Origin of the sequence: Paenibacillus sp. NPDC056579 (assembly GCF_042793215.1) — a bacterium.
GTDB lineage: Bacteria > Bacillota > Bacilli > Paenibacillales > NBRC-103111 > Paenibacillus_S.
On sequence record NZ_JBHTVD010000003.1, the window covers coordinates 179,753 to 193,877 of the forward strand.

The following is a 14,125-nucleotide window of genomic DNA, read 5'->3' on the forward strand; positions in this document are numbered from 1 at the left end:
CATAGAGCAACCTTAAGCTTTTACTTAAACAAAACTCGCTTCGTAAGCATACAAGCATGTTTTATCACCGAATAGAATTAATTTGGATTTTTTTCCAGCATGGTATGAAAGTCGCAGCAACAATTGAGACCGAACATCCCTGTGTACGAAGGCATGCGGATAGTCCCATTCGTATAACAGCCGTTAATGAAAAAAGAGCGTTCCGCGGGCAAGCGGAGCGCTCCTGAAAGGACCGAATCGTTCGGGTCATTTATCTGCGTTTACGGCTATTTTTGATTAATGTCATTCTGCGGGAATGGCGAAGCCACGAGTAGTACGACTTCAAATCCCTCAGCTCAATCGTCTCGGACATTCGGCCTAAGAAGGTTACGACGACCATCCGATGAAGTAAAGGGCGGCCGAGAGGAACATCCAGATCGTAGGGGGAGAACTCCGCTACCATCACGAGATCGTCCTCGATCAAATATACATCCTCGCCATTTTTATAATAAGACTTGATTTGTCCTTCTCTAAGCCTGTTCCATAAAAAAGCGCAAATATCGTCAAACCCGGTTTTACGGGATTCCACCCGGTCCGCCCAGCGCTGCCTGGCATGATTGGTAATAACGATATCCGTAATGTTCTTCTCGCCTAATGCAATGTAATAGGGCTCGTGGTTGCTTGAACGGTGTGCTATTTTATCTCTCATAAATCACAACCCCTCACCTAGCAAAATAGTGCTTTACGCCTATGTACAAAATGAATGCATTTTCATTTTACTTGATTTAAAATAGGTTGCCAAATAAAAAAATCTTTAGAATTCATTCGCAGGAAGGAATTTAGCACTATGTATCAGGTTCATGGAGTGTATTATGGTGAAAAAAATCCCCACAGAGCCTGAAACATTCAGATTCTGTGAGGACTGTTGGACTATTTTATAGTTCTATGTAACCCGATTACATCGTGTAAAATCTCGTTTTGTCCGGCATGTTGCTGGTATATTCCGTCTTGATTTCGTTGCGGTAAGACCGCTCCACCTTTTTGACGAAAGGCAGCTTCTGAAGCTGCTTCATCGTTTCATCCAGCTTGCTGGAATGAACATACATCGCCGCGTAGTGCATTCTCTTCGATATAAAGTGAACGCTTCCATAGCGCTCCAGCTGTTTGCCCGCTGCTTTTAAATCGCTGAACCATACAATTAACCCGCTTCGATCCGTAAACATGTGCCAACCCTTCTTTCATTAGAGAGAATGGGAGGATAAGCCTAAGTGCGTAATGACCGCCGGGCCATCCTCCCGAGTATAGATATTATCAGTTTAACCGCAGCTGCCGGAGCAGCCGCCTCCCGTGGAACAGCTGCCTGATGCACAGCCGCCCCCTGAATCGCGGAGATCGTTGCTTGGGACTTTAATCGTCTCGGAGACGCTGCGTGCTATCGTTTCGGATACCGTGTACAGCAGATCATCCAGACGCTGCTCAGCCTCCTTGAACCGTCTTACGGCTTCCAGGCTGTCCAGCTGCTCCTGAATGGATTTCGCTTGCTCCAGGGCATGATGATAGTCCGGATGGAAATGTCCGAACCGTTCGCATTCCTCGAACAGCTCCTTTTTCTTCTGAAACTGTCTCATCAGCTGCATAACCTGCGGGTCTTCGTCTTTCTTTTGCTTCCAATATAAGTAATCCGCCGTCTCCGCGGAGCTCTTGATCATATCCCCCAAGTCGTATGCCTGCATCAAAATGGCAGACATATCCAACGTTTGGGCTTCCATTACTGCCATAATCGCACCTGCCTTATCATTTAAGTTTCATCTTGATCAGACAAGTCTATCATAACACACATTGTGCCCATTTGTTGCATCAATATTTCATCCTGAATTTGGGGAGTGCTATCCATGGCTCGCAACTGGCTCTCCTTGCTGGATACGATACATTTGCCGGTATTTTCCCTCAAGCTCCATCAATTCGTCGTGGTTGCCGCGCTCTACAATTTCACCTCGATCTAGCACGAGAATCAGGTCGGCATTTCGAATGGTTGACAGGCGATGAGCGATAACAAACGTCGTCCGGCCTTTCTTCACGACGTCGAGCGCTTGTTGTATGACCGCTTCCGTTTCCGTGTCGATGTTCGACGTGGCTTCGTCCAAGATCAGAATCGCCGGATCAAAGGCAAGCGCCCGGGCAAAAGAAATCAACTGCCGCTGTCCTGCCGACAGCGTGCTTCCTTTCTCGATAACCGGCTCATCGATGCCAAGCGGCAAATGACGAAGCAGCGGCGCGGCGCCAACGTCAGCCAACGCTTTTTCAATGGTCTCCCGCGTTATGGATGCGTCGCCCAATGAAACATTGGATGCAATCGTACCGGTGAAAAGAAACGGGTCCTGCAGCACAATCCCCATATGCTGGCGCAGCGTTTGCCGCGGCAGCTCCATTGTATCCTTTCCGTCGATGGTAATACGACCTTCCTCCGGATCATAGAAGCGGAACAACAAATTCAGTATCGAGCTCTTCCCCGAACCCGTATGTCCTACCAGCGCCACGGTTTGGCCCGGCTTCGCTTCAAAGGATATCCCTTTCAGCACAGGCTCATTCTCCTTGTATGAGAACTTCACATTGTCGAATACAACATGACCCTTGTAACGTTCAATACGGTGGTCCGATACGTCCTCGCCCGCCTGATCCGTTAGCGCGAATACCCTTTCCGCAGAGACGAGCGCTCTTTCCATATTAGGGAGCTGGTTGACGATATTCACCATCGGCTGGAACAGCCGGTTCAAATAGTCGACGAACGCATAGAGTACCCCGAGCGAGACCAGTCCCGCTCCACTGTTCAGTGACGCTCCCCCGAAATACCATATTAACGCAACCAGTGCCGTATTCCGGATCACGCCGACCAAATTATGTCCGGTCCAGGAATTCAAGCTGAGCAGCTTGTTTTGATATTGAAACAGCTTCGTATTGTACTGCTCGAATTCCTCTTCCGTCCTCTGTTCTTTTCGGAACGCCTTTATAATGGTCATTCCTTGAATCGACTCGTTAATCATGCCGTTAATATCGCTCACCGTCACACGGATGATGCGGTTGAATTTTTTGGCCGTCCGACCGTACACATAGATCCAGCCGGCCAATGCCGGAATAATGAACAGACAGATCGCCGCGAGCCTCGCGTCAAGAATGAAGAGAGCGATAAAGATCCCCGCCATATGGATCGTACCGGTGAAAAAGTTGGACAGGACGTTGACGTACAGGTCACGAATCGATTCGGTGTCGTTCGTTATTCTTGATACGACCTTCCCTGCCGGGAGGTTGTCGAAATAACGGATCGGCAGCCGGTTCAGCTGCGCGAATACGTCGTTGCGCATCTGCCGAATGATGCGGTTAGCCGAGCTTTGCAAGAAGTAATGCTGCCCGTAGGCAAACAGCGCGGATATAGCAAGCAAGCCCATGTAAAGCCAGCATAAGCGAAGCAAGCCGGCCAATTCGGGGCGATAAAAGCTGTACAGCTCATCGCGTGTGAGCATGGAAGCGGGATAGGTGTTCTTCTCGCCGCCCCTGGCTATCTCCACTTTCCCGTCACCCGCGACAGATCTTTCGCCGTCCCCTGCAATGGACTGAGGGATAAAGTAATAATTGCGTTCAATTTGCAAAATACGTACTTCCGCTCCGCGCGATTCGCCTTCAGTGAACCGGTCCTCTCTCTTATACAGCTTCGTGCCGTAAGCAACCGTGCTGCCGCCTGCAGCGGCTGTCTCGTACCAAGGCTTCTCAATCCCGGATATGTGCACGTCAATGATCCGCTTGGCAATCAGAGGTCCTGCCAGATCGGTTGTCACGGCGATAGCCAGCATGACCAGTGCTATAAGCAGCTGCTTCTTGAATTGAACCGCATAAGATAACAGACGTCTTACCGTTCTTTTCTTGGTTCCGCTACCCAGCTCCTGCTCCATCTCGTAATCCAGGCTTTCGGTGTAGTCGCTCATGTCGTCTCCTCTCCTCTCTCCTCTTGCCGGGCTTCTGCCTGCTGGCGATCGAACTGCTCCCTATACCACCCGCCCAGCTGAAGCAGCTCCTCATGGGTACCCCTTTCCACCACGCGCCCTCCGTCGAGAACAAGGATTTGATCCGCATGGTGTACAGCGGACAAACGATGGGTGGCGATGATTGTTGTTTTCCCTGCCCTCGCCTCGCGCAGGTTGTGAATGATTTCCGCTTCCGTCCTGGCATCAACAGCGGACATCGAATCGTCGAGCATCAATATCGACGGGTCGGCGACTAGAGCCCGCACGAGCGAAACCCGCTGCTTTTGCCCGCCGGATAAAGCGACTCCTTTTTCCCCTACTATGGTTTCAAGCCCTTCCGGCAAAAACGCCAAATCCTTCGCGAATGCGGATGCCTTAACCGCAGCCGTGAGCTCCTCCTCCGAAGCCTGCTCGTTGCCAAACAGCATATTGCGCCGAATCGTTCTCGAGAACAGAAACGGCTCCTGCGGCACATACCCGAGCCACGACTTCAGCCGGTTCATCGATATCGTTTCGATCGGAACGTCCGATAAACGCACGGAGCCTTCACCCGGAGGATACTCGCGAAGAAGCTGCTTGATCAGCGTCGTTTTGCCGCTTCCCGTCCGTCCGACGATCCCCAGGGTTTGGCCCGGTTCGAGCACGAACGACACGTCGCTCAAGTTATCGACGGCCGAGGACGGATAGCGAAACGTTACATTCTGAAACTCCATGCGCCCGGGTTGACTCGGCTCTGCCGCGGCGGCAGGCTCAGGGACATCCGGCTTGTAGGTGAGCACCTCATTGACGCGGTCCAACGATGCGTTGCCCCGCTGCATAATATTGATCAATTCGCCTATTGCGAACATCGGCCAAATAAGCATCCCGAGATAAACGTTGAAGGAAACTAGCGCCCCGATAGTCAGCTCGTTATGGAATACCAGATAGGCTCCATAGCCTAGACCGATCATATAGCTTACACCAACCAATATCTTAATCGTCGGCTCGAACAAGGAATCGATGCGGACTACGGCAATATTTTTTTCCAGCACATCCTGCGTGACGTCTGCGAACTGCTTCTCCGCCGAACGTTCCTGCGTATAGGCACGGATGACCCGAATGCCCGATACAGTCTCAAGCACGCCCTCGTTCATATCGCCGAAAGCGTCCTGCGCAGCCATATATCTTTTATGAATCCAGCCTCCATAATAGCTGACGAGAATAGCCATAATCGGCAGAGGCAAAATCGCGGCTAATGTCAGCTTCCACGATACGAATATCGTCATCGTAACCAGAAGCGTCGCCATCCACAGCGTGGAGTCCAGCAGCGTCAAAATACCGAATCCGGCCGTTTGCGCCAATGCCTGCAAATCGTTGGTCGCACGAGCCATCAAATCTCCGGTCCGGTTTTTCTCATAAAACGTCGGCGTCATTTTCAGAAAATGACCCATCAATCGTCCGCGCATTAACCGTTCAACGACAAAAGCGCCGCCGAACAGCCCATACCCCCATATGTATGAGATAATATAAACGGAGACCGTAATGATAACAAGCGTCGATATCGTTCGGACAATATATCCCCAGGTCATATGGCCAAGCGCTATTTCATCGATGGCGCGGCCCACCAGCATAGGCGGAAAAATCTCCAAAATGCCGGCTATTACCAGCAGCACTACAGCTATGGTATACCGTTTCCATTCCTCCCGGAAAAACCAGCCCAGCTTACGCATTACAGATAACATCGGTTGTTTTCTCTCCTCTCTCTAGAGCAATCCGCATCACGGCAAAAAAAGCACACGGCCTTGGGAGACCATGTGCTTATCGTGTAAAGCTATAAGCGCACGCCGCCACAAGGAGAAGTGACCTGCGTCGCGGATAAACGGTTATGCTCAACCGGCTTGCCGCACAAGCCTCCGTCTTCCGGAATGGAGAAAGGTCACATGATACTCGCAGTTATCTTGGATATCGTTAAATGTATGATGCAGTAGAAGTTCAAAAGATATCAATAACATGCGACATTCCCCTTTCCATTTTCAGGATTTTCGGTTACACAAGAACGTTATCACGGCTGCACAATCCATGTCAATGCCGGATAAAACGATAAAACGATTATAATCGATTTTTATCCGACCTAGCCTTGTCTCTTTTCAGCATCCGGGGCTAGCCGTACAACAGCCGCAGCTTGTCTTCGGACATGCCCTGATCATTATCATCTGTTAGGTGGCCGCGACGTTCGTAATGCTAGATTCCTTCAGTTTGCCTGTAACTGTAATCTTTCTTATTATAAAATGAAAAAACCGGCCATGTTCGGCCGGTAAAGAAACTTTTCAGCTATTCGAATCGTTAATGCCGGGGACGATGATTTTCATCTCCTGCCATTCGTCGGCAAGCAGGCATACCTCCTGCAGCTCCGATGGCTCCAGTCCGACCATGCTCCAGGTTCCTCTCGTTTCCTGCAGCTTTCTAGGCGCGACCAGACGGTCCCGGCCGTCAAGACGCACCTGCAGAACCCCTTTCCATTCCATCGCCTTCTCCACCATTTCTCTGCGAGTAGACGTGTGGTAGGTTCTGTAGTCCTTCATCCAAGCTGCGGGAATCCCGTTCAAATCCGGGTACAGCTCAGCGATATTGGGCAGCCGCTGCTCCATTTCGAAATAAGAGATTGCATGGCGGGAATAAATAAACCCCTTATCCGCGCTTCTCAGCTCTTCTTGCACTTCGTCGCGGATCAAGTGCAGCTTGCTGTCCTTGTCAATCAGCTTAAGGCTCTTCCCGACACCGGTTTGACCCTCCTTGTCTGCATCCGCAGCTTGAGCCGTTCCGTCGAGCAGCAGCAGCTTGCCTGCCATCCAGCCGCTTTTATCGAGCAGCGTACTCAGCGCCTTCAGCTTCTCAGACTTCACAATCCAGGCTTTATCGCCAAGCGGCTCGTCGAGACACTCGGCGGCACCGGCCATTTTTCTTATCGCTTCAGCAACCTCGGGCGATTCGCATCGCAGCAGAATCACCTGCTGAAGACTCAGCTTTCCGAATGGCTTCGCCCATTGTTCCAGCGTCAGCTTCACGTTGTCCGGCAGCTCGTACATGGCATATCCCGCAAGGAAACCGACTATTTCCTCCAGCGTCCTTCCGCTCTCCAACCCTCTTTGCAAGCTCTCTTTGGATAAGGAGTAGACGGACAGCGCATCCGTTTTGTGCTGATCGGCGAACGAGGCAAGCTCCCAGCGCGCAGCGAAGGAGACGTCCGGCGGCACGAGGATTTCGAAGTCCGGCTGTACGTAAAATCGTGCTTCCTCCTCGTCTTGAGGAATCGGTTTTAGCGGATGGATCCGCCATCGGTACCACACCGCTCCTGTTCCGCCGGCGCCTTTTTCCATCCATCCGAATGCAAGAAGCGGGCGAATCCACTGCTCCTCCAGCATCGCTGCACAGCGATCCAAATCCTCATCCGTCGAAATAAGCTTGTGCTTTTTCAGCCAATGGATCAGATGCTCAGCGCTATTCCAAACGTCCGGCGCCCAGTTTTCCATCCTTAGCGCTGCATGCTGCATCCATACCGCTCCCGGGAACACTACCGGCTTCCAAATCCGGTATAATGCGCCGGTTTGCTCGGCTTCATTCAGTGTAAGCCACTGCCTGGCACTTGAACCGTTGAGCTTTACCACGTCTCCTTGCTGCTCCAGCAGCTGAAGGCGTGTCAACAATTCCATTAAAACAGCGATTGAATAAGGGTACACGTCTGCATAGGCATACTTGATGCCGGTATGCTCGAACCATGCATCGCGCAACGACACGGTTTCGCTCAGCTTTTGCAGGTGGCGCTTGTGCAGCGTTCCCGATTTGGTCAGCTTGATATCGTGCTGGCTCCAGTAGACGAGCGACTGAAACAGATCATGCGCCAACCCGGCGCCAATCGGCTCTGTCGGTTCAATCTTCTCCATCTCCGCCGGGTGGCTGCTTCCTTCATCCTCCACAAACAAAATTTGCTGCCAAATAGCCAGCATGTCCGGTGACATCACATAAATATGCTCGCCCCACGACTTGCGAAAAATAAAGCAAATGCCCTTTCTTTGCAGCTGCAGGAAGCCGACCTTCGCGTCCGCCCCGGACATAACGGAGGATGCGAGCTTATCCAGCCTGACGGCATCGAACGGCTCGCAGCCGATTCGCGTGACAATAAGCTGAAGCACTTGCCGCTCCCTGGCCGTCATCCGATTGTACACCGTCTCCATGACGACCGGGTTGACGAACAGCTGCTCCAACGTCTCTCCTTGCTTCAGCCACGAGGAGTAAACAGGCTCCGCTTCAATCTGCTTGCGCAGCGTTTGCGGCATTCGCGCCAAGTAATCTGCATGATTCATGAGAACGCCGCCTCCTGCTTGTTGATTCGGTTCGTTCCAGCAGGAGCCGTACGGTCTTCAATCCGGTAACGATACCCCTGCTCGATGAGAAACAATTGCCGGTTCAAGGCAAAATCCTGCTCTTTCGTGTCGGAGGTAACTACCGAGTAAAAGCAGGCTTCGTTATTGCCGGATTTCGGCCGCAATATTCGCCCCAGCCGCTGCGCTTCCTCCTGCCTTGAGCCGAAGCTCCCGGAGATCTGAATCGCGACGGACGCATCCGGCAAATCGACGGCGAAATTGGCTACCTTCGATACTACGATCGTCTTGAGCTCCCCGGAACGAAACTGACCGTATAACCGCTCGCGTTCCTCATGCGGCATCTGGCCGTAGATCAACGGAGCGCCAATCGCTTCTGCCGTAAGCTTCAGCTGGTCCAGGTATTGGCCAATGACGATAACTTGATCGTCGGCATGCTTCTCAAGCAGCTCCTGGACGACGGCCAGCTTGGCGGAATTTTCGCTCGCTATTCTCATTTGCTGTCTTGGCTCCGATGCCAAATACAGCTCCTTCTCTTCATCCGGCAAGGGAATCTGGATTTCCGTACAAGTGACCGAAGCGATCCACCCTTTGGATTCCAGCTCTTTCCACGGCATATCATAGCGTTTGGGCCCTACTAGCGAGAAGACGTCCTCTTCTCTCCCGTCCTCGCGGATCAGAGTTGCCGTTAACCCGAGGCGGCGCGTAGCCTGAATATCGGCGGTAACCCGAAACACCGGAGCGGGAAGCAAATGAACCTCATCATAGACAATGAGCCCCCAATCCCGCTTGTTGAATAAATCCATATGGACGAATGGATCGTCCTTCGATTTGCGGTACGTCAATATTTGATAGGTGGCGATCGTGATCGGTCGCACATCCTTCATCGATCCGGTATACTCCCCGACCATGTCCTCGGTCACGTCCGTCTTCTCCAGAATTTCACGCTTCCACTGACGGACAGAGGTGCTGTTGGTGGTCAAGATCAGTGTGGCGCAATTCAATTTGCCCATCGCCGCAATACCGATGATCGTTTTGCCCGCACCGCATGGCAGCACAAGCACTCCGCTGCCTCCATGCATGCCGCCCTCCCGGTAAAAGGAATCTACAGCCGATCGCTGATAGTCGCGCAGCTCGAACGTTTTTCCTTCCTCGCTCTCAGGCTTCAGCCGAATCGGCAGCTCCTCGCCGCGGGAGTAGCCGGCCAAATCCTCGACAGGATATCCAAGCTTGATCAGCTCCTGCTTCAAGATGCCGCGAAACGCCGACGAGAAGCGCAATGTCTTGGCATCGAGCTGACATAATCCGTAAGAGCGGAGCGATTTGAACGAAACCATCTCCTTAATCGCTTCCACATCCTCGGAAATCAGAAGCAGGTCCTCTCCCAGACTTTCCATGCGGATCAATCCGTACCGCTCTACGAATCGGTGAATGTCCTGCTTGATGTTGTGCGGCAGTCCGAATTTGGCGTTGCTCTCCAGAAAGACCGTGATTTCCTCCGTAGTCATGCCTGCCGCTGCGGCATTCCACAAGGACAAGGCCGTCATCCGGTATGTGTGGATATGCTCCGGAGTTTTGACCAAATCCGCAAAACGGGCCAGCCCCATTCTTACCGTTTCAAACTGGGGGTGGCGAACTTCCAGTAAAATGGTAAAATCACTCTGTACGATGAGCGGCCGTTTCGTATCCATTGCCATTCCGTTCCCTCCCGAATGATGTCGTTTATGGTCGAAGGTTCCTTTTTCATTTAGTATGAGGGGAAACAGGAAGATTTAAACATTGTTCTCTTTACAACGGACACGCTCTGCTTCTACAATAAGGCTAGAACGGAGTGACGAAATGAGAAAAATGTGGGCAACGGCAGCCATCATCCCGGTACTAATAATCGCCATATTTGTGACCGGATGCGGCAATAAACCGACATCAAGCAAGCAAGGCAAGGAGCCGGTAACTATTGAAAGAGTCGTCGACGGAGATACGGTCGAAATTACGATGGCAGGCAAAAAAGAAAAAATCCGGCTCATAGGCATCGACACGCCGGAAACGAAGAAGCCGAACAAGCCCGTCATGTTCTACGGCAACGAGGCGTACGAGTATACGAAGAAGCGGCTGGAGAAGAAGGCTGTAGAGCTTGAATGGGACGTTGAGCAGCGGGATCAGTATGGCCGCCTGCTTGCCTACGTATGGGTAGGCAAAGAGCTGTTCAATCGGACCCTTGTGCAGGAGGGCTATGCAAGGATCTATACGTTTCCGCCCAACGTCAAGTATGTGAGCGAATTCAAGAAGGATCAGGAAGCCGCCCGCAAAAAAGGCATCGGGCTCTGGAAGGACTACGATTCCGCGTTCGAAAAAAGAAAAGGAAAAGAAGAAGACTGAGGCCGCATCCTGCGGCATCAGTCTTCTTTGTTATCGTCCTAAGCCGAGGCATGGACGCTAATTGCTATTCGATATGCAGACGCAAAGTCCGGTCCCCGAGAGACACCGTCTCCATCGTCTCCAGCTCTTCGTAGCGGATGCTGTTTAGCAGCACGTTGTCCAGCAGCACTTGCTCGAACGCATGCAATGCCGCTTGGACCGTTTCATCCGCATCCAGCACCAGATTCACCCTCTTGTCGATAGGCAAAGACAGTTTTTTCCGGTAGTCCTGCACGGCACGGACCACTTCACGGACGAGACCTTCCTGCTCCAGCTCTTGTGTAAGCTCCGTATTGAGCGCTACCGTCATGCGGTAACCGGACGCGGAGGCGTAACCCGGCTTGGCGGTCTGCTCCACCAGCAAATCCTCCAGCCCTACCTCCACGGTTCCTCCGTCGGCCAAAGGATGGCGGTAGACGCCGGCTTTTACGATAGCAGCTGCTTCAGCAGCGGATTTGGAGCGCAGAGCCTGTTGAAGCTCCCCTACGGATTTTCCGAACTTCGGCCCCGCCACCTTTAAATTCAGCTTCAGCGAAACGTCGACGAAGCCGTTCTCGCTCGTTTCCAGCCGGACCGTTTTTACGTTGATCTCCTCTTCTACAATAGAACCGTACACCGCCAAATCCAATGGCAGCTCCGTGGACACAATCAGCTCGGATAGCGGCTGCCGCGTCTTGATTCCCGTTTCGTTACGTACGCTGCGGGCAAGCTCCACCAAATTCCGCACCGTCTCCATGTGCTGCTCCAGCTGCGGATCGATTAAGGCTGCGTCAGACTCGGGATAATCATCCAGATGAACGCTCTGCTTGCTTCCGCCCAGATTCCGGTATAGATCATCCGATAAGAACGGCGTGTATGGCGCCATCAGCTTCGCTAACGTCAAGAGCACGGTTCTAAGCGTCTGGTAGGCGGCAATCTTGTCGTCGGACAATCCGCTCCCCCAGAAGCGATCTCTAGAGCGGCGGATATACCAGTTGCTCATCTCGTCGACGAACGATTCGACCGCCTTGGCCGGATTCAGGAAATCGTATTCCTGCAGCCCCTTTGATACGGCAGCCAGCAAGCTGTTTAACCGCGACAGAATCCACCGGTCCAATATGCTGCCGCTTGCTCCAGTCACATGCTCTTCCGGCTTGTAGCCGTCGATCGAAGCATACAGGGTATAGAACGCATGCGTGTTGACAATCGTGTCAATAACTTTCGATTTGGCTTCGGCGACGATTTGTCTGGAAAATCTCTTGCTGTTCCATGGCGCGCTGTCGGCGAGCAATGCCCAGCGGAAAGCGTCGGTGCCGAAATCGCCGATAATCTCCCAAGGGTCGATAACGTTGCCCTTGCTCTTGGACATTTTTTGTCCATTCTCATCCAATATATGCCCCGTGGAAAGAACCGCCTTGTACGGCGCCTTGCCGTTAAATAACGTGGACACCGCCAGCAAGCTGAAAAACCAGCCGCGCGTCTGATCGATTCCCTCGCATATCATATCCGCCGGATATTGCCGTTCAAACTGCTCCCGGTTCTCGAACGGAGTATGGTACTGGGCGAAAGGCATCGAACCGCTGTCGAACCAGACGTCTATCACTTCAGGCGTCCGCTCCATCACCCCGTTCCCGCAATGGCCGCAGCGTACCTTGACTTCGTCTACGAACGGTTTATGAAGCTCCAGATTCGCATCGACCGGAGTTACGGCATGGGCTCTCAGCTGTTCGATACTGCCCGGAACGAATTCGCCCTGACATGACGGGCATACCCATACATTAAGCGGAGTTCCCCAGTACCGGTTCCGGCTTATGTTCCAATCGACCAGCTCCTCGAGAAACTTGCCGAACCGGCCTTCGCGAATATGGTCCGGGTACCAGTCCACCTGCCGGTTGTTTGCGATCAATTGCTCTTTGACCGCCGTCGTCTTGATGAACCAGCTCTCCATCGCGTAGTACAGCAGAGGCGATTTGCAGCGCCAGCAGAACGGATAGCTGTGCTCATACTTCTCCTTCGAATAGAGCAGCCCTTTCTCCGCCAGCAGCTTCACGATATCGACATCGCAATCCTTCACGAACCGGCCGGCGAAATCCGTCACTTCATCGACGTAGCGTCCTGAAGCGTTGACCACGTTCAGCATGCTGATGCCGAATTTCATCGCTACCTTGTAGTCGTCTTCCCCGTGAGCGGGTGCTATGTGAACGACCCCTGTACCGCTCGTGTCGGTAACGAAATCGCCTTCGATCACAACATGAGCGTTCGGTACCTCCACATACCGGAACGGAGGAGTATACTTCAAGCCGACCAGCTCGGCGCCGCTCACCTTCCCGACGATTTCATAGTCGCCCTTCAAGACGTCTTCCGCCCGATGTTCGGCGACAATCACTGTCTCGTCACCTTGCTTCGCCCTGACGTACGTCAGCTCCCGATTTACGGCAAGCGCGACGTTCGCAGGCAGCGTCCATGGCGTCGTCGTCCAGGCGAGAATGGATTCGCTGCGGTCCTGCAGCTTGAATTTCACCGTTGCGGACAAATCCTTCACGTCCTCATAGCCTTGAGCGACCTCGTGCGAGCTGAGCGTGGTTTGACAGCAGGGACAATACGGACTTACGCGGTGCCCTTTGTACAGCAATCCTTTCTTGTGAATTTCCGCGAGCAAATGCCACACACTTTCGATATACTCGTTTTTCAACGTGATATAAGGATCGTTCATATCCGTCCAGTAGCCTATCGCCTCGGTCAGCTCGCGCCATTGCCTTTCATACTCGAACACGCTGTCCTTGCACTTTTGGACGAATTCTGCAATCCCGTATTGCTCAATCTCCTGCTTGCCGGAGATACCCAGCTGTTTCTCGACGCCGAGCTCTACAGGGAGCCCGTGAGTATCCCATCCTGCTTTACGAACAACCTGATGGCCTGTCATCGTCTTGTAGCGGCATATAAAATCTTTGATAACCCTGCCTAACACATGACCGATGTGCGGCGCCCCATTCGCTGTTGGGGGACCTTCATAGAATACGAAGTTTGGATGTCCCTCCCTCTGCTCGATAGATTGCTTGAATGTATGCTCCTTATTCCACTGTTCCAGCACCCGAAGCTCCCGCTGCCGGGCTTTTTCTTTCGGATCCACTTGCCTCATTGTCCAATCACCTCAAAAAAATTATTGTTGAAAAACAAAAAAGACCCGTCCCCATAAGGGACGAGTCGTCGCTCGCGTTACCACCCTTGTTCCGTATCCGCCCTGAATCTCAGGACTGATAACGGCACTCCTCTACGTACTAACATACGCGTTCCTTGTAACGGCGGACCCCCGGTTAAGCTTACTCGTACGAAACTTTCGGCTTCACTTCTCCGAGATGATTTTCGACTACGACTTGA

At 52.5% G+C, this 14,125-nt stretch carries 9 protein-coding genes and 1 other annotated feature (1 of these 10 only partly in view); of the genes, 1 reads left to right on the forward strand and 8 read right to left on the reverse strand.

Annotation, left to right across the window (positions count from 1 at the left end):
• Window positions 1-250: 250 nt before the first annotated feature.
• From ACFQ88_RS13360 to ACFQ88_RS13390, 7 genes are all read right to left on the reverse strand, one after another.
• A complete protein-coding gene (locus tag ACFQ88_RS13360) occupies window positions 251-688 on the reverse strand; it encodes a hypothetical protein (RefSeq protein WP_239626609.1) in 438 nt (145 codons plus the stop codon).
• Window positions 689-935: 247 nt separating this feature from the next.
• Window positions 936-1,202, reverse strand: coding sequence for a YlbG family protein (locus ACFQ88_RS13365; protein ID WP_379454452.1), 267 nt, complete (start codon window positions 1,200-1,202; stop codon window positions 936-938).
• A gap of 93 nt (window positions 1,203-1,295) precedes the next feature.
• Entirely contained in the window at window positions 1,296-1,757 is a 462-nt protein-coding gene (locus ACFQ88_RS13370) for a YlbF/YmcA family competence regulator (RefSeq protein WP_239626614.1), read from the reverse strand.
• Window positions 1,758-1,865: 108 nt separating this feature from the next.
• Entirely contained in the window at window positions 1,866-3,923 is a 2,058-nt protein-coding gene (locus tag ACFQ88_RS13375) for an ABC transporter ATP-binding protein (RefSeq protein ID WP_379454899.1), read from the reverse strand.
• Window positions 3,924-3,952: 29 nt separating this feature from the next.
• Window positions 3,953-5,716 (reverse strand): ABC transporter ATP-binding protein, encoded by a 1,764-nt coding sequence (locus tag ACFQ88_RS13380; protein WP_379454453.1) that lies wholly within the window; start codon window positions 5,714-5,716, stop codon window positions 3,953-3,955.
• 585 nt (window positions 5,717-6,301) lie between these two features.
• Window positions 6,302-8,335: a helicase-associated domain-containing protein gene (locus ACFQ88_RS13385; RefSeq protein WP_379454454.1), complete on the reverse strand. Its 2,034-nt coding sequence runs from the start codon at window positions 8,333-8,335 to the stop codon at window positions 6,302-6,304.
• Window positions 8,332-10,050, reverse strand: a complete 1,719-nt coding sequence (locus ACFQ88_RS13390; protein ID WP_239626620.1) for a DNA repair helicase XPB — start codon at window positions 10,048-10,050, stop codon at window positions 8,332-8,334. The genes ACFQ88_RS13385 and ACFQ88_RS13390 overlap by 4 nt, the downstream gene beginning before the upstream one ends.
• Window positions 10,051-10,192: 142 nt before the next feature.
• Between ACFQ88_RS13390 and ACFQ88_RS13395 the strand changes: the two genes are divergently transcribed.
• Window positions 10,193-10,729: a thermonuclease family protein gene (locus tag ACFQ88_RS13395; RefSeq protein WP_239626622.1), complete on the forward strand. Its 537-nt coding sequence runs from the start codon at window positions 10,193-10,195 to the stop codon at window positions 10,727-10,729.
• A 64-nt stretch (window positions 10,730-10,793) separates the two neighbouring features.
• Here ACFQ88_RS13395 and ileS read toward each other — a convergent pair whose 3' ends face one another.
• On the reverse strand, window positions 10,794-13,886 hold the full coding sequence (gene ileS / locus ACFQ88_RS13400; RefSeq protein WP_379454455.1) for an isoleucine--tRNA ligase: 3,093 nt from the start codon (window positions 13,884-13,886) through the stop codon (window positions 10,794-10,796).
• A gap of 53 nt (window positions 13,887-13,939) precedes the next feature.
• Window positions 13,940-14,125: a binding site (T-box leader), on the reverse strand; it runs 74 nt beyond the window's last position.